Origin of the sequence: Segatella maculosa DSM 19339 = JCM 15638, from assembly GCF_000382385.1 — a bacterium.
Classification (GTDB): domain Bacteria; phylum Bacteroidota; class Bacteroidia; order Bacteroidales; family Bacteroidaceae; genus Prevotella; species Prevotella maculosa.
In genome coordinates, this window is the sequence record NZ_KB908336.1 from 36,436 (window position 1) to 52,516 (window position 16,081).

The window sequence follows — 16,081 nt, forward strand, 5'->3', positions numbered from 1 at the left end:
TGCCATGCAACGGCATCGACCGAGGCACGCAAACATTTCGATATGAAATCGCAATTCCGCCGACATACACCACCAAATGCAATTGCTTTCGTTTCAAAACATCGTAAAACATTCTTTCCAAACAAATGTTCTAAAAACGTTCATACTAATTAAATATTTCGCAAGGCAATAGCGCAAACAAAACAAAAATCGCCAACTTAAATACGAATAGATGTTAAATAACGGTCAAAAACACTTGCAGGTTTTGCTTTTTCAGAATTAAAAACTAACTTTGTTGCGTTATGAAACTTTTGCAATATCGAACAAAAGAATTTGCAAGCCGACAAGCGTTATCGACATGAATAATACGAATTGACTCGGAGAATCCAATCAAAGCTATGGCTGAAAGACAACATAAAACATTCGATGTAATCGTTATCGGGGGCGGAATCACGGGGGCCGGTGTGGCCAGAGACTGTGCATTGCGCGGCTTGAGCGTGTTGCTTGTCGAGAAATACGACCTGACCAACGGTGCATCGGGGCGCAATCACGGTCTGTTGCACAGTGGCGCACGCTACGCCGTGACCGATAAAGAGTCGGCCACAGAGTGCATTCAGGAGAATATGACACTCAGAAAGATTGCCCGCCACTGCGTGGAAGAGACCGAAGGGCTGTTCATCACGCTGCCCGAAGACGACCTTTGCTATCAAAAGAACTTCGTTGAGGCTTGCACCGAAGCCGGTATTCGCGCCGAAATCATCGACCCCAAGGAGGCCATTCGGCTTGAACCGGCCGTCAACCCTACGCTGATCGGGGCCGTGAAAGTGCCCGATGCCTCGATAGACCCGTTCAGGCTGACTGCCGCAAACATGCTTGATGCCAAGCTACATGGCGCAGACGTGCTCACTTATCACGAGGTAACGCGGCTCATTATCCGTAATGGCAGCGTGGAAGGTGTCGTGATGTGCAACCATAAAACGGGTGAGATTTGCGAGGCATATGCCCCACTTACCATCAATGCGGCAGGCATTTGGGGCCACTTGATAGCCCAAATGGCCGACCTTACCGTGAATATGTTCCCCGCAAAAGGGGCGTTGTTGGTGTTCGGTCACCGCGTCAATCAGATGGTTATCAACCGTTGTCGCAAGCCAGCCAACGCCGATATACTTGTCCCCGACGACGCCGTTTGCGTCATTGGGACCACAAGTGACCGCGTTCCCTTTGACGAAATAGACCGCTTGAAGGTTACTCCCGAAGAAGTGGACCTATTGATTCGCGAGGGAGAAAAGCTTGCCCCGGCTCTCGCAACGACCCGTATTCTGCGTGCATATGCCGGTGTTCGTCCGCTTGTTGCAGCCGATAACGACCCTTCGGGCCGCAACATCAGCCGTGGCATCGTGCTGCTTGACCATGAAACGCGCGACGGATTGGGTGGCTTCATCACCATCACGGGCGGCAAGATGATGACCTATCGACTGATGGCCGAGCTGGCTACCGACCTTGCCTGCAAGAAATTAGGGGTCGATAAAGCCTGCGAAACCGCCACGAAGCCGCTGCCCGGCTCAGAAAAGACATACAGAAAGCGAGGTCTTCCGACAGCCGTTGTGGCCGAAGAAGGCCGTCATGGCACGCTTGCTCCGCTCATTCCGAACGCCACCGACATCGACAGAGCGATGGTATGTGAGTGCGAAGAGGTGACTGTTGGGGAGATGAAGTATGCCGTAGAGACCCTTCATGCGACGCAACTCATCAACATGCGGCGTCGCACCCGCGTCAGTATGGGTACCTGTCAAGGTACACTTTGCGCCTGCAGAGCGGCACATGTGCTCTGTGAACTCGCCAAAACAGAAGCGAAACAAAGCCAATATGAGCTTGCTTCCGTCATGGCCGAGCGATGGAAAGGCATGCGTCCTGTGGCATGGGGCGACACGTTGAAGGAGGCACAATTGATGTCCGTGGTGTATGAAGGCCTTTGCGGACTGAACCAACGCGCAGGAAAAGGAAAGGAGATTGCACAATGAAATTCGATACCATCATCATCGGTGGCGGACTAAGCGGCATGACTTGTGCCGCAATGCTTGCCAAAAACGGACAGAAAGTGGCGTTGGTGACGGCCGGACAAAGCTGTCTTCACTTCAATTCGGGCTCCATCGAACTTCTTGGTTTTCAGGAAGGAAAGGTCGTAGAAAGGCCTTTCGAGGGTATTGCCCAGCTGAATGAGGCCCACCCCTATCGGAAAATCAAGACCGAGAAGCTGACGGTTTACGCCGAAGAGGCCCGGACCCTGCTGGCCGAAGCAGGCCTGAAGATGAAGGGAAATGCCGAAAAGAACCACTTCAGGTTATCACCCATCGGCACGACTATCCCTGCTTGGCTGACGCTCGAAGACTTGATTACACTCGAAACAACGGCGGAATTGAATGGCAAAAAACTGTTGTTGGCCAACGTAGAAGGCTTTCTCGACTGGCCGACGGCCTATCTTTCGGACAGTCTTTCGGCCATGGGTGCCAACGTAAAAACGGCATCTTTCACCACAGAGGCACTGGCGTTCGCCCGCAAAAGTCCCACGGAGATGCGCGCCATCAACATAGCCAAGTACCTCGACAAGGCGCAGAACATGGCCGATGCGGCCCGCGAAATCAACCGACTCGGCAAGGGTTTCGACCTTGTCCTGCTGCCGGCCGTGCTGGGATTGGCCCATGACAACATCGACTTGCTGCGAAAAGCGGTCGAAATGCCCATCGAATGCGTTGCAACCATGCCACCGTCGGTGCCCGGCATACGCATAGAGAACAAGCTGCGCGGCTTTCTCGGGCAGCATGGGGCGGTTGTTTTGAACAGCGACACGGTGAACAATGGCTTCTTCGAAGGCGACAAACTCACGGCCATAACAACCGAAAAGCTCGAAGAAACACGCTTGGAAGCCAACCAATATGTATTGGCCACGGGTTCATTCCTCAGCGGCGGACTCGTCTCGGACTATCAAACAATAACCGAACCTGCCCTGCATCTCGAGGTCGAAGCACATGAAAGTCGCACGCAATGGACGTCGGAATACCTCTTCGATGAGCAGCCTTACATGGCCTTCGGCGTGAAGACAACCGACGATTTCCACCCGATGAAAGACGGAAAAACCGTCACCAACCTCTACGCCATCGGCTCCGTTCTGAGCGGAAACAGCGGCATCAAGCAGGCCACGGGCACGGGAGTATCGATGCTTACGGCCATTGCCGTGGCGCACAACATTCTAAACCAGTAAGCCATGTCAGAGATACAGTTAAAGAATATCAGCCGACACGAGTTGGAACAATGCCTGAAGTGCTCCATCTGCACGGTGTATTGCCCTGTCTCGGCCGTCGAACCTAAATATCCGGGACCTAAACATTCGGGTCCCGACTTGATGCGTTACCGCATCAAAGACGCCGCTTTCTTCAACGAAAACCTCAAGATGTGCCTCAATTGCAAGCGTTGCGAGGTAGCCTGTCCCAATGATGTAAAGGTGGGAGATATCATTCAAGAGGCGCGAATCAAGTACAGTACGCACACGCCTTCACTGCGCGATCGCATGTTAGCCAACACGGATTTCGTGGGAACCATGGCCACAATGGTGGCCCCGGTGGTCAACTTCTCGTTGGGATTGAAGCCGGCCAAGACCGTACTCCACACGGTAATGGGCATCGACAAACACCGTACTTTCCCCTCATACAGCCGCCAGAAGTTCGAAACTTGGTTCAAGAAAGAGGCCGAGGAACAGCAGAAACAATTCACAAGGTTCGTCAGTTACTTCCACGGTTGCTATGTTAATTACAACTATCCGCAACTGGGTAAGGATCTTGTGAAGATTATGAACGCTTGCAACTACGGCGTTCATCTGCTCGAAAAAGAGAAGTGTTGCGGCGTGGCCCTCATTGCCAACGGCCTCTCGGCACAGGCAAAACGACAGGGAACGGTCAACCTAAAGTCGATGCGGCGGTCGATTGAGAACCGTGACGAGGCCATCGTAACCACGAGCTCCACCTGCACGTTCACCATGCGCGACGAATATAAGCATCTGCTTGAGCTTGACAACGCCGACGTGAGAGACAGTCTGATGCTGGCAACTCGCTTTCTTCACACCCTTATCACAGCCGGAAAGATACGCTTGGCTTTCAAAAAAGACTATCGGAAAAAGGTGGCTTATCACTCGGCATGCCACATGGAGCGGCTGGGCTGGATTGTTTACAGCACCGAACTGATGCGAATGGTGCCGGGACTCGACCTCATCATGCTCGAAAGCCAATGCTGCGGAATTGCCGGAACCTATGGGTTTAAGAAAGAGAATTATGAGCGTTCGCAGCAAATCGGCGCGACACTCTTCGACCATATCAACGAGGTAGATCCCGACTGCGTGTCGACCGACTGCGAAACCTGCAAGTGGCAGATAGAAATGTCGACCAAGTATAAGGTCATCAACCCTATCTCGCTCATCGCCGAAGCACTCGATGTGGAAGAAACACGACGACTGAACACAGTGCATGAAGCCGATAAACCACGCATGCAGGGTGACTTAGCGATGCCTTAGCGAAGTAGTGGACGACGCTTTGGCTGCGTTGAAGAAAAAGTGTTCTGAATAATCAAATCCATCTTAATAATATCATCACACGAAAGGTGGCCAGCTGTGAAGCCCGCCACCTTTCATTTTTTCCCAAATCTTTCCGTCTCGGAGAACGAAAAGCTTAGAATTGGTTTTCGACAATCTCGCTCAAAACGTCCTTGATGTCAAGCCCTGCGGCACGAACCTGCTGAGGAATGAAGCTCGTTGCGGTCATTCCGGGCGTAGTATTGATTTCGAGCATATAGATAAGGTCGTTGCCTTGCTCGTCTTTCGCAATGATATAATCGATGCGAATGATGCCGTTGGCATGCAGGATATCGTAGATGCGGCTCGTCTCGGCAGCCACCTTGGCCGCTGTTTCGGGGCTGAGTCGGGCCGGAGTAATCTCTTGTACCTGTCCGTTATACTTGGCATCGTAGTCGAAGAACTCGTTCTTTGTAACGACTTCCGTAGCAGGAAGCACCACTTCCTTATCGCGTGTCTTATAGATTCCCTGCGAGATTTCGACGCCATCAATGAACTTTTCGATCATCACCTCATTGCTTTCCATGAACGCAACGCGCAGGGCGGGGGCCAAACGGTCGGCATTCTTCACCTTGGAAACGCCGAAACTGCTACCATCGGCCGCCGGTTTCACGAAGCAAGGCATGCCTAATCGCTGTTCTATTTCTTCCTCATCGTAATCTTCACCACGCCGAAGCAGAATGCTATCTGCCACGCGTACGCCGAAGCCACGCAGGTAGTTGTTGAGCACAAACTTGTCGAATGTCATCGCTTCGACAAGCACTCCGCTGGTTGAATAAGGCAGATGAATGAGGTCAAAGTAGCCTTGCATGACGCCGTTCTCACCCGGTTGGCCATGAATAGTGATGTAGGCATAGTCGAAGAAGACGCGCTTTCCGTTGCATTTGAACGAAAAGTCGTTCTTGTCGATGGCTGCCGTTGCACCGTCGTTGAAGTTCACATGCCAGTCAGTTCCTTTCACATCGACGATGTAAACATTATACTTCGCCTTGTCGAAAAAGGAATAAAGGCCTTGTGCAGAGCGCAACGAGACGTCGTGCTCCGATGAATCACCACCGCAAACGATGGCTATGTTCCGTTTTGATTGCTCCATAATCTATATTGATTTACTTGTTCTCTGCAAATGTGTCTTGCGTTGTTCCCTTGATATAAGCCCGCCATTTCTCGATGAGTCCGCTGAAGTCGTGGGGCCACGTGGAGTCGAAGTCCATCTGACGGCCTGTCGTGGGGTGAACGAACCCCAAGGTTTTGGCGTGTAAGGCCTGCCGCGGACAGCACTTGAAGCAGTTCTGAATGAAAGCCCGGTAGGTGCTGCTGCGTTGCCCACGCAGGATTTCAGTTCCCCCATACGACTCGTCTGCAAACAGCGGATGGCCGATATGCTTCATGTGAGCACGTATCTGATGGGTGCGACCTGTCTCAAGCAGGCATTCCACGAGCGTGGTATAGCCATAGCGTTCGATGACCCTGTAATGGGTAACTGCGTACTTTCCGATGCCACTGTCGGCCGGAAAGACTTTCATGCGCAGGCGGTTCTTGGGGTCGCGGGCAATGTTTCCCTCGATAGTCCCCGTGTCCTCTACAAGGTTTCCCCACACCAAGGCATTGTAACTGCGGTGAGTAGTCTTGTTGAAAAACTGTTTTCCGAGGGCCGTCTTGGCTGCTGCTGTCTTGGCAACGACAAGGAGTCCGCTGGTATCTTTGTCAATACGGTGCACCAATCCCACCTCGGGGTCGTTGGCGTCGAAGCCTTCCAAGTCTCTCAAATGCCACGCCACGGCATTGATAAGCGTCCCCGTGAAGTTGCCGGCACCGGGATGTACAACCATTCCGGCAGGCTTATTGACGACCATGAGCACGTTATCTTCGTAGACAATTTCAAGAGGAATGTCTTCGGCAATGATGCTCGTTTCGTGCTTGGGTCGGTCAAGCATGAGCGTAATCACATCGCCGGGGCGCACCTTATAGTTGCTCTTTACGGGCTTGCCGTTCACATGAATGAAGCCCGAATCGGCTGCTTGCTGAATGCGATTGCGGCTCTGATAGGGATTCTTCTCGGCCAAGAACCTGTCGATACGCACAGGAGTCTGCCCCATATCCACTGCTATCTTCCAGTGTTCATAGAGCTGCTGTGCGTCGTTTTCCAAGTCTTCTATGTCAAAGAGCTGTTCTTCTGTCATGGGATTTCCGTCGAGTGCCTTCATTGATCGCTGTGATTATGCTTGTTGGCAGGCTCACCGGCCTCCGGTCCTGTCACGACTTGAAACTCATCTACATCGTTGTTGTCTTCTTTCGTATCAGGAATTTCAGGGTCGACATAATTGACCGAATCGTCGGCACTACGCATACCGTTGCCCACCTGAACAATCAATGTGGACTCAACGGATATCTTTTCGCCGGCAACAACATGGCGGCCTTTCACCAAAATGCCGTAAACCCAATCCTTTTCTCCGGGGATATACTGCGGTGTTCCGAGTTTGAAGCCCATCGCCGTCAGCTTAGCCATGGCCTCACGGAGCGAACAGTTATCGATGATATCGGGAAGCGTAATCGTCGGAGAATGTGGGGAGTTGATAGTCACATAAATAACGTGGCCCGACTTCACGCGCTCTCCGGGAGCAGGAGATTGTTCCAAGATGCAATCAGGGGGGAGTGTCTTCTTGTAACCAGTATCGACAACCTGAACTTCAAGCCCCAAGTTGCTGAGAATATGCTTGGCATCGGCAAGTTGCATGTGTTTCAAGTTGGGAATGGCAATGGCTTCGCCGTGATGTGTATAAATATCAAGTCCGAACTTCGCACCAAGGCAAAGCAAAACCACGACGACGGCCATGGCTATGAGGTTCTTCCATAGATACCAGCTCTTGAACTTACTGACGAATTCCGACGACTTCATCTTTATTCTTTCGTATTCTAATGATGCAAAGGTAAGATAATCCCCTTGAAATACAAAATAAATAAACACAAAAAGCAGCAAAGAACAATCTTCTCTGCTGCTTTTTGTCGTCTTCCGACCCGGTGTCTACGGATTATTTCCCGTGGTTCTCGTCAGAGACGGTTAACTTCTTGCGGCCATGAGCACGACGTGAAGCCAACACGCGACGCCCGTTCTTCGTTGCCATTCTTTCACGGAAGCCATGCTTGTTCACACGACGACGGTTGTGAGGCTGGAATGTTCTTTTCATTTTCTTTCTTATTTATTTGTTATTGATTTGCTGATAAGGCCGAAAGCGAGCGAGACTGTAACGTACAAACCCTCCGCTTTGGGCTGCAAAATTACGCATAATTTTCGAATTACCAAAGAATGAAGAGAATTTTAAGTAGCCATTTGATGTTTTTTTATAAAAATGTCGTAACTTTGTGCACGGAAATTCAGCTTTCCAAAAAACTGTTTTGCAAAGGCGATAACAATAAACATTCAATGATACAACAATGATTAATTCACAGGAAATCAAAATCGGAACTTGCATCCGCATGGATGGTGGCATTTGGAAGTGTGTTGACTTTCAACACCGTAAGCCGGGAAAAGGCAACACTGTAATGAATACCAAGTTGAAGAACGTTGCCGACGGCCGCGTACTTGAGCGTACTTTTCAGGTAGGCTTCAAACTTGACGACGTTCGCGTTGAGCATCGTCCCTATCAGTACCTCTATGAAGATGCCACCGGTTACATCTTTATGAACCAAGAGACCTTTGAACAAATCCCTATAAACAGGGATCAGATTACCGGTGTTGAATTTATGAAAGAGAGCGACATTGTCGATGTGGTCACAGATACCACGGACGGCACTATCCTTTCTGCCGAGATGCCGGTGAAGACAACATTGAAGATTGTGCATAGCGAACCGGGTGTCAAAGGCAATACGGCTACCAATGCAACCAAGCCCGCGACATTGGAGACGGGAGCCGAAGTGCGCGTGCCGCTCTTCATCAATGAAGGTGAGACCATTCAGGTAGATACCCGCGACGGCAGCTATCTCGGTCGTGTTTCCGAATAAAAAGACACTGAGCCTACCCGAGTCTATCCGCATGACATTCGCGGGTAGGCTTTTTTATTTCCAAAAATATTTGCTATGAAATACGCTATCATCGTTCCTGTATACAACCGTCCCGACGAAGTGGCCGAACTTTTGGAGAGTCTCACCATGCAGTCATTCACTGATTTCGAGGTGATTATCGTGGAAGACGGTTCGCAAAATCCCTGTGAAGCCGTCTGCAAGCAATACGAGAAGCTGCTCGATATCAAGTATTTCATAAAGGAGAACAGCGGTCCCGGGCAGAGCCGCAACTACGGAGCCGCGCATTCCACGGGTGAATATCTACTGATTCTCGATAGCGACGTGGTGCTACCTGCGGGCTATTTGGCTGCCATCGAAAAGGAATTACGCCGCGAACCAGCCGACGCTTTCGGTGGTCCAGACTGCGCACACGACTCGTTTACCGACACGCAGAAGGCTATCTCCTACTCCATGACAAGTTTTTTCACAACCGGAGGTATACGTGGTGGCAAGAAGAAACTCGACAAATTCTATCCCCGTTCATTCAATATGGGCATTCGACGTGACGTATATGAACGTCTCGGCGGCTTCAGCAAGATGCGCTTCGGCGAGGATATCGACTTCAGCATCCGTATCTTCAAGGCCGGCTACACATGCCGACTGTTCCCCGAGGCATGGGTGTGGCACAAGCGGCGCACCGACTTCCACAAGTTCTGGCGACAGGTATACAACAGCGGCATTGCCCGCATCAACCTCTACAAGAAATATCCCGAGAGCCTGAAGTTCGTTCATTTGCTCCCCATGCTGTTCACGGTGGGTTGCACACTGCTTGTTCTGCTGTTCATTTTGGGTATTGTCTTGTTCTTCATTCTGCCTGCAGGCATGATGCAGGCAAGAGGCCTCGCGTTATCTTTCTTGGCCCTGCTACCCCTCCTCCTCTACGCATTTCTCATCTTCGCCGATGCAACCTCGAAGAACGCCAGTGCGAAGATTGGTCTCTTGAGCATCGGTGCAGCCTTTATTCAACTCACCAGCTACGGTTGCGGCTTTATCGAGGCGTGGTGGAAACGCTGCATCGAAGGCAAAGATGAGTTCAGTGCCTACGAAAGCAACTTCTATAAGTAAAATTCCCGGCCTACTTCAAAGAAGGAAAGCCGCCGATAACATTGTATTCTGCCTTTCTAAGGCGGGAAAAAGAAATGAAACCATGGAAACGGAATTGAACAACACTTTTAAGAGCATTGCAAAGTGGGCAGAAGAAGATCGACCACGTGAGAAATTAGAGCGACTTGGCCCTTCTGCCTTGAGCAATGCCGAACTTTTAGGTATTCTTATCGGCAGCGGAACGCCGAACGAGAGCGCGGTCGACCTGATGAAACGCGTGCTGGGCGACTGCAACAACAATCTGAACACGCTCGGAAAGCTAAGCATTCGCCAGTTGGAGCAATATAAAGGTGTGGGGCCGGCTAAGGCGATAACCATTCTCGCAGCCTGCGAACTGGGCAAGCGAAGAACCATGGAAAAGGCCGAGGAGCGCACGGCCATCGACTCAGCGGAAGCCATCTACGCCTATCTCCACCCACGCATGCAGGACCTTGACGTAGAAGAGGCGTGGGTGATGCTGCTCAATCGGCACTATAAACTCATTAAGGCACTCTGCATCAGCCACGGCGGACTGAGCGAGACGGCCGTCGATGTGCGCATCATTCTGAAAGAAGCCCTGCTCTGCAACGCTACCGTCCTTGCCTTGGCTCATAATCACCCGAGCAACAACCCCCACCCCAGCAACGCCGACGACCAACTGACCCAACGCGTGAAAAAGGCATGCGAGACTTTTCGTATCCACTTCCTTGACCACATTATCGTTACCGACGGAGATTATTATTCCTACAACGACAGTGGAAGACTGTGAACTTTGATATTTGAACCTTGAACCTTAAATTTTGAACTTTATGATTAGCTTGAGCATGACCGATGAATACCAACCTCGCGACGAAGCAGGCTAAAGTTCAAAACGTAAATAATTTTCATCGGTTTTAATGGCCAAAAAATCGACTTTGCAAATTATTGATAATTAACAGCTTAAAGAGAGTAAAAATTCCCTTATAAGAGAATTTAAATTGTCTTATAGGGGAATTTAAATTCTCTTATAAGGGAATTTGAATTTTCTACGCAGCAAATTTGAAAAGGCTACTATATTGTAAAAATTTATTCCTCTTACTGTTCGGACCGTTTACATTGAAATAACGAGTCGAGACCGACTAATCATAAAGTTCAATGTCCAAACGTCAAAATTCAAAGCCTAAAGTCAGAACTTCGTTTCGCCCTCTGCATATTCACTCATAAAGAGGTGCTCGCCATCGAAGACGGCATAGGTGAACTGCCATATCCAGTCGCCCAGTATCAGCATCCGGGTCGTCTTGTCGATGGCAAGGTCGAGTTCGATGTGCCGGTGCCCGAACAAGAAAAAATCGATGTCGCGATGTGACTGCTTGTAGGCGCGGGCGAACTTCACGAGATACTCCTTGTCTTCGCCCATGAACGGTGCCTCTTTCCCATCGGCCCGTTTCAGCCTGCTGTGCTTGGCCCAGTTCAAACCCAAAGCCATGCCCCACCACGGGTGCATGAAGTTCAGCAGTCGTTGACACACGCGACTGTGAAACACCCTACGCAAGATTTTATACTTGCAGTCAGGGTCGCCCAGTCCGTCGCCGTGGGCAAGGAAGAACACTTTACCATAAATCTCCGTCGTCACAGGCGCTTTGTGCACAATGACGCCGCACTCCTCCTCCAAATAACCGTACGTCCACAGGTCGTGATTGCCCGCGAAGAAATGCACCTCCACGCCACTGTCGGTCAGTTCGCTCAGCTTTCCGAGGAAGCGCGTATGGCCTTTCGGCACCACATGACGGTATTCGTTCCAGAAGTCGAACATATCGCCCAGCAAGTATATCGCCGAAGCTTTGTCCTTGATGTCGTCAAGGAAACGCACCAACCGCCGCTCCTGCATACGACTGTGCGGTATGGCCCGCGAGCCCAAGTGGGCGTCACTCAAGAAATATACGTTTTTTCCCATTTAGTCAAATCCCAGTTCCACACGTGCCTCCTCGCTCATCATGCTTTGGTCCCATGCCGGCTCGAACACGAGGTTGATGTCGGCCGAGGCCACGCCCTCCACGCTTTCCACCTTCGTACGCACGTCTTCAAGGATGAAGTCGGCCGCGGGGCAGTTCGGGGCGGTGAACGTCATGTCCACTTCCACGTTGCCATCGTCTTTCACGTCTATTTTGTAAATCATGCCAAGGTCCCAGATATTCACTGGGATCTCCGGGTCATACACTGTCTTGAGCACGTCGACGATGCGCTCCTCAATCTGTGTCTTCTCTTGCTGTGTCATATCTTTCTTTGTTTCTGCAAAGATAACAAATAAAACGAAACTACGTCGTCTCGCTCCGTAAATATTCATGCAAACCTTCCGCTTCAGTATATTCCTATGCCTAACTCCTCTACATAAAAAGGAAAGCCGCTCGTCTCATGCGAGAACAAGCGGCTCAATGAAAGGAGGAAGTGGTGCCAACGGGAATCGAACCAGTGACACAAGGATTTTCAGTCCTTTGCTCTACCAACTGAGCTATGGCACCCCATCGTCTTTGTTGCGATTTGCGGTGCAAAGATAGGCCTTTTCTTGCACACCGCCAAATTTTTCTATTAAAATCTGTCGATAAAATTTTTATATATCTTTTTTATTCGCTCTTCATCGTAATGATATTGCCCTCCTCGTCATACATCAACGGCATGACTTTCAGGCTGCGAAGCCACGTGGTACCATTGCTCGGCACACAGTCGTGGTGGAACAGATACCATTGGCCTTTGTATTCGGCTATACTGTGGTGGGTAGTCCAACCGACTACAGGCTCAAGAATAACACCCTTAAAGGTGAATGGGCCATAAGGGTTATCACCTACAGCATAACAAAGCAGATGACTGTCGCCCGTGCTGTAGCTAAAGTAGTAGCGCCCCTTATATTTGTGCATCCAGCTGGCTTCGAAAAAGCGGTGTGGTGACTCTGCAGGCAGCTTGTTACCAGTTTCGTCGAGAATAACTATGGGGCGTGGAGCTTCAGCAAACTGCTGAACGTCATCGGTCATGCGGGCCACACGGCTTGGCAGTGGATCCTCCTTGCCCTCAGGAAGATACTCGCTCTTGAGCATACGGTTGTCTTTATACCATTGAAGCTGACCTCCCCAGATACCACCGAAATAGCAATAAATCTTGCCATCGTCGTCTTTGAATACGCAGGGATCTATGCTGTAGGAACCACGAATGGGATCAGGATTGGCAACGAAGGGTCCTTCAGGCTTATCGGCAACGGCAACCCCGAGATGGAATACGCCATTATAGTCTTTCGCAGAGAAAACAAGATAGTACTTTCCGTCCTTTTCTACGACATCATTATCCCACATTTGTTTCTCAGCCCAGGCCACGTTCTTCACATCGAGCATTACTCCATGATCGACAACAGGGGCAGACATGGGATCGCCTTCAATGGAAAGCACATGATAGTCCTTCATCTGGAAATGTCCACCGTCATCATCAAAGCACTCTCCGCTATCCCAATCGTGGGAGGGATAGATATAGAGCTTGCCGTTAAACACGTTGGCAGAAGGGTCTGCCATATAATCCTTGGGGAATAAATATCTTGCTTTCATTGTTCAAAAAGTTTAATAATGTCTTTCACTATAGGTTTCAATTTATACTGACGGTCAATAAGTAGACTGTAGTTTGTACGTCCGGGAATGGGCCATCCATTAAGCCAACTGTCACCGTCACTTAGACCCCAAAGAGTCACACGACTGATTTGTTCAGCATGCTTCTTGTAGATTTTAAAGAAAGCGAGGTAGCGTTCGTTGAACATCTTCTGTGCCTGACGCGTCAATCCTTTGACATACGGGTTGAAACTTTTGTCGTATTGGAAGTGTTGACTCACCTCTGCGCCACCGAAACGCTTGGGATTGGGCAACATATTGAGGTCGAGTTCTGTCATCATCACCTTCACACCACAAGCCGATAGGGCATCGATAGTCTTCTCATAGTCGGTAAGGTCGGGGTAATCCGTTCCGTTGTGACTCTGCATTCCCACGGCATCAATGCGGCACCCCTTGGCTTTCAAATCGCGGACAAGTTTGCAGACAGCCTCACGCTTGGCTGGTTTCGCCATTGAATAGTCGTTGTAGTAGAGTTCGGCATTAGGGTCGGCAGCGTGTGCAAACCTGAATGCCAGTTCAAAGTATTCTGGACCTATGATATTATAATAAGGTGTCTTGCGATAGCTTCCGTCGTCTTCAAAGGCCTCATTGATGACATCCCAACCCTTGATTTTACCCTTATAGCGCGTCACAACATCGGTGATATGATGATACATACGGTCAATGAGCACCTCACGAGATACGGGACTACCTTCTTTATCGGTGAACATCCACTTGGGAGGTTGCGAGTGCCAAATAAGACAATGGCCTGTAATCGTCATGTGATTATCCTCTGCAAATTTCACAATTCTATCTGCCTCGTCCCAATAATAACGGTTTTCTTCAGGGTGAATAGCCTCACCTTTCATGCAGTTTTCAGCCACAATGGCATTGAAATTATCTACGATAGCCTGCTTCACTCTCGGATCTTTGCTATCTATATTGGCGGTACTGACTGCCGTTCCGATGAGAAAATACTTGCCCAAAACATCCTTCATGGTCTGTGCGGTGGCTACCATTCCCATAGAAAGGAATATAGTGCCAAGAATCATTCTTTTGTTCATTGTTCGGTCTTTTGATTACGATTTTCAATTTCTATGTTGATGTTGTCAATTAGTTCGTCGGAAAGTTCATATTTGGAAATGATAAACATAGCCAGCACAAGCAGCATGGCTGGAATGATGCAAACGAGCCATCGGATGCCTTCTTGTGCCATCGGAGACTGCATCTCAAGGTTATTCATGAAATAAGCTCCTGCAGCATTACCCACCGACATCATGGCAAAGGCCGTGATAAAGAAAAGAGCAATGATGCGAAGTGGACGGTTGCGCATGAACTCCATCCATAGGTCGCTCACCTTTACATTTTTAGTTTCGCTGTCATTCATGACAACTCGCTCCTCTGTCTGCGTGAAACAGAAGACAAGAAGTCCCAACCCAATGATAGAAAAGATAAGCATAGTAAGGAACCAAGCATCGGAATCCTTCGGCAAAGTATTGGCTTCGGCGGTCGCCTGATAGTGGGTATAGGCCAGAACAAGACCCGGAATGACGCCTCCAAGTGCCATTCCTGCTTTGAAGAATATGCCGGTAAGTGCATTCACAATACCTGAAATACGTTTCCCGGAAGTGTACTCTGCATAAGAAATCACTTCTGGAATGAGAGCCCACATGTATCCCGTAGCCACAATAACACCTGTGGATTTGATGAATTGTGCAATATAAATAAGCGTGATATTATCTTCGACCGACGATATTTTACTGATGACATAGAGTGCCAACATGCCGATGATGGCCACTGAAAGGAAAATGTAGAACATATTTTTCTTGCCCACCTTGCGTTTGATGGCCGGCACCATTGGCATGAAAATGAATGAAGGGAGCGAACCAAGTCCCATGAACAATGCCATTTCAAGTGGCAGTTTTTGGCAGGCAAAGACTGCAACAAGGATGGGAACGCCGGCAGAAACGGCGAGTCCGCCGACGTTGGCCATGAACATACGAACGGATGTCAGAATCGTAATTTCATTGGTATCACGAGTTAACGAGGAGTTCAAAGCACCGTAAGGCACATTGACCAAGGTGTAGAGCATACTGATACCGACGTATGTGATATAGGCATAGAGCAACGAACCACTAAAGCCATTCCAAAAACAAAGAATAGCCAAACCCGTCAAGGGGATACCTGCCAAGACAAGATACGAACGGTATTTACCAAGTTTGGGGTGATGCTTGTCGACGAAAGTGCCCACCAATGGGTCCCAAAGCACGTCAACCAATCTGACAACCAAGAACATTGTTGCCGCTTCTCCGGCCTGCAATCCGTAGATATCCGTATAAAAAAACAACAGATACATACAGATTGTTTGATAGATAAGATTCTGTGCTAAGTCGCCCGAACCAAAGCCGATGCGTTGTAGCCAATTCAGTTTGTAGAAGCCTTTAGCCTCCTGTATGGTCACTTCTGTGCTCATCTTGTTTATTTTAACGTGAGTTCGATGAATTTAGAATAAAGCAAGCTGTGTGTCAAATGTCCTTTGCACTCTGACGCATGGCTTCTTTGGAAATAGGCAATAGGCAGCAATGGCACCCAGAAGGTTGACGATGAAATTGTCGAAGCACCTATGCCGGGAATGTTCTACCTGCGCTATATTCTTAAGTTCATCGTTTATGGTTTCTATGATGGCCCTCTTTCTGAGTAGTAACTTATCGGGAACGCTCATCAACGCACCTTTCATATT

Annotated in this window: 16 protein-coding genes and 1 tRNA gene; 6 read left to right on the forward strand and 11 right to left on the reverse strand. The window is 49.5% G+C overall.

Translation table 11 applies throughout. The annotated features are described in order from the left end of the window. Nucleotides 1-377 precede the first annotated feature (377 nt). From glpA to glpC, 3 genes are read left to right on the forward strand one after another with little or no spacing between them, the layout of a single operon-like run. A complete protein-coding gene (gene glpA / locus H164_RS0111710) occupies nt 378-2,000 on the forward strand; it encodes an anaerobic glycerol-3-phosphate dehydrogenase subunit A (protein ID WP_019968793.1) in 1,623 nt (540 codons plus the stop codon). Continuing rightward, the gene (gene glpB / locus H164_RS0111715) at nt 1,997-3,238 is read left to right on the forward strand and encodes a glycerol-3-phosphate dehydrogenase subunit GlpB (RefSeq protein WP_019968794.1); all 1,242 of its coding nucleotides are present in this window, start codon (nt 1,997-1,999) and stop codon (nt 3,236-3,238) included. Before glpA ends, glpB begins: the two co-directional genes overlap by 4 nt. A gap of 3 nt (nt 3,239-3,241) precedes the next feature. Continuing rightward, nucleotides 3,242-4,540 (forward strand): anaerobic glycerol-3-phosphate dehydrogenase subunit GlpC, encoded by a 1,299-nt coding sequence (glpC, locus tag H164_RS0111720; RefSeq protein WP_019968795.1) that lies wholly within the window; start codon nt 3,242-3,244, stop codon nt 4,538-4,540. Between the two features lie 154 nt (nt 4,541-4,694). Here the strand turns inward: glpC and H164_RS0111725 are convergent, their stop codons facing one another. From H164_RS0111725 to rpmH, 4 genes are all read right to left on the reverse strand, one after another. Then, complete coding sequence (locus tag H164_RS0111725; protein WP_008564601.1) at nt 4,695-5,690, reverse strand: D-alanine--D-alanine ligase; 996 nt, start codon at nt 5,688-5,690, stop codon at nt 4,695-4,697. A 13-nt stretch (nt 5,691-5,703) separates the two neighbouring features. Next, the gene (locus H164_RS0111730) at nt 5,704-6,777 is read right to left on the reverse strand and encodes an RluA family pseudouridine synthase (protein WP_025830231.1); all 1,074 of its coding nucleotides are present in this window, start codon (nt 6,775-6,777) and stop codon (nt 5,704-5,706) included. A 20-nt stretch (nt 6,778-6,797) separates the two neighbouring features. Further along, nucleotides 6,798-7,493, reverse strand: a complete 696-nt coding sequence (locus H164_RS0111735; protein ID WP_019968797.1) for a PASTA domain-containing protein — start codon at nt 7,491-7,493, stop codon at nt 6,798-6,800. A gap of 133 nt (nt 7,494-7,626) precedes the next feature. After that, nucleotides 7,627-7,782, reverse strand: coding sequence for a 50S ribosomal protein L34 (rpmH, locus tag H164_RS0111740; protein ID WP_004378018.1), 156 nt, complete (start codon nt 7,780-7,782; stop codon nt 7,627-7,629). Between the two features lie 247 nt (nt 7,783-8,029). Here rpmH and efp point away from each other — a divergent pair, with 247 nt between their 5' ends. The 3 genes from efp (at nt 8,030) to radC (ending at nt 10,508) form a co-directional block, all read left to right on the forward strand. Further along, complete coding sequence (gene efp / locus H164_RS0111750; RefSeq protein ID WP_008564597.1) at nt 8,030-8,596, forward strand: elongation factor P; 567 nt, start codon at nt 8,030-8,032, stop codon at nt 8,594-8,596. A 75-nt stretch (nt 8,597-8,671) separates the two neighbouring features. Beyond that, complete coding sequence (locus H164_RS0111755; RefSeq protein ID WP_019968799.1) at nt 8,672-9,721, forward strand: glycosyltransferase; 1,050 nt, start codon at nt 8,672-8,674, stop codon at nt 9,719-9,721. An 82-nt stretch (nt 9,722-9,803) separates the two neighbouring features. Further along, nucleotides 9,804-10,508 carry a RadC family protein gene (radC, locus tag H164_RS0111760; RefSeq protein WP_019968800.1) on the forward strand — a complete coding sequence of 235 codons (705 nt, stop codon included), beginning with the start codon at nt 9,804-9,806 and terminating at the stop codon, nt 10,506-10,508. A 396-nt stretch (nt 10,509-10,904) separates the two neighbouring features. Here radC and H164_RS0111765 read toward each other — a convergent pair whose 3' ends face one another. The 7 genes from H164_RS0111765 to H164_RS0111795 all read right to left on the reverse strand — a co-directional run. Further along, complete coding sequence (locus tag H164_RS0111765; RefSeq protein WP_019968801.1) at nt 10,905-11,672, reverse strand: UDP-2,3-diacylglucosamine diphosphatase; 768 nt, start codon at nt 11,670-11,672, stop codon at nt 10,905-10,907. Next, entirely contained in the window at nt 11,673-11,993 is a 321-nt protein-coding gene (locus H164_RS0111770; protein ID WP_019968802.1) for a metal-sulfur cluster assembly factor, read from the reverse strand. A gap of 171 nt (nt 11,994-12,164) precedes the next feature. Further along, a tRNA-Phe gene (locus tag H164_RS0111775) sits at nt 12,165-12,237 on the reverse strand. A 102-nt stretch (nt 12,238-12,339) separates the two neighbouring features. Continuing rightward, on the reverse strand, nt 12,340-13,305 hold the full coding sequence (locus H164_RS0111780; protein WP_019968803.1) for a glycoside hydrolase family 43 protein: 966 nt from the start codon (nt 13,303-13,305) through the stop codon (nt 12,340-12,342). Continuing rightward, entirely contained in the window at nt 13,302-14,405 is a 1,104-nt protein-coding gene (locus H164_RS0111785; RefSeq protein ID WP_019968804.1) for an endo-1,4-beta-xylanase, read from the reverse strand. The genes H164_RS0111780 and H164_RS0111785 overlap by 4 nt, the downstream gene beginning before the upstream one ends. Next, nucleotides 14,402-15,814: an MFS transporter gene (locus H164_RS0111790; protein ID WP_019968805.1), complete on the reverse strand. Its 1,413-nt coding sequence runs from the start codon at nt 15,812-15,814 to the stop codon at nt 14,402-14,404. Before H164_RS0111790 ends, H164_RS0111785 begins: the two co-directional genes overlap by 4 nt. Nucleotides 15,815-15,844: 30 nt before the next feature. Next, on the reverse strand, nt 15,845-16,081 hold a 237-nt coding region (locus tag H164_RS0111795), incomplete at its 5' end, for an IS982 family transposase (protein WP_019968806.1).

Excerpts from the sequence above, each read along its gene's own strand:
- H164_RS0111765 (WP_019968801.1), bottom strand. The coding sequence starts at position 11,672 with ATGGGAAAAAACGTATATTTCTTGAGTGACGCCCACTTGGGCTCGCGG.
- efp (WP_008564597.1), top strand. The coding sequence starts at position 8,030 with ATGATTAATTCACAGGAAATCAAAATCGGAACTTGCATCCGCATGGAT.
- H164_RS0111730 (WP_025830231.1), bottom strand. The coding sequence starts at position 6,777 with ATGACAGAAGAACAGCTCTTTGACATAGAAGACTTGGAAAACGACGCA.
- H164_RS0111780 (WP_019968803.1), bottom strand. The coding sequence starts at position 13,305 with ATGAAAGCAAGATATTTATTCCCCAAGGATTATATGGCAGACCCTTCT.
- H164_RS0111790 (WP_019968805.1), bottom strand. The coding sequence starts at position 15,814 with ATGAGCACAGAAGTGACCATACAGGAGGCTAAAGGCTTCTACAAACTG.
- glpC (WP_019968795.1), top strand. The coding sequence starts at position 3,242 with ATGTCAGAGATACAGTTAAAGAATATCAGCCGACACGAGTTGGAACAA.
- H164_RS0111735 (WP_019968797.1), bottom strand. The coding sequence starts at position 7,493 with ATGAAGTCGTCGGAATTCGTCAGTAAGTTCAAGAGCTGGTATCTATGG.
- H164_RS0111785 (WP_019968804.1), bottom strand. The coding sequence starts at position 14,405 with ATGAACAAAAGAATGATTCTTGGCACTATATTCCTTTCTATGGGAATG.
- H164_RS0111755 (WP_019968799.1), top strand. The coding sequence starts at position 8,672 with ATGAAATACGCTATCATCGTTCCTGTATACAACCGTCCCGACGAAGTG.
- glpB (WP_019968794.1), top strand. The coding sequence starts at position 1,997 with ATGAAATTCGATACCATCATCATCGGTGGCGGACTAAGCGGCATGACT.
- glpA (WP_019968793.1), top strand. The coding sequence starts at position 378 with ATGGCTGAAAGACAACATAAAACATTCGATGTAATCGTTATCGGGGGC.
- radC (WP_019968800.1), top strand. The coding sequence starts at position 9,804 with ATGGAAACGGAATTGAACAACACTTTTAAGAGCATTGCAAAGTGGGCA.
- rpmH (WP_004378018.1), bottom strand. The coding sequence starts at position 7,782 with ATGAAAAGAACATTCCAGCCTCACAACCGTCGTCGTGTGAACAAGCAT.
- H164_RS0111725 (WP_008564601.1), bottom strand. The coding sequence starts at position 5,690 with ATGGAGCAATCAAAACGGAACATAGCCATCGTTTGCGGTGGTGATTCA.
- H164_RS0111770 (WP_019968802.1), bottom strand. The coding sequence starts at position 11,993 with ATGACACAGCAAGAGAAGACACAGATTGAGGAGCGCATCGTCGACGTG.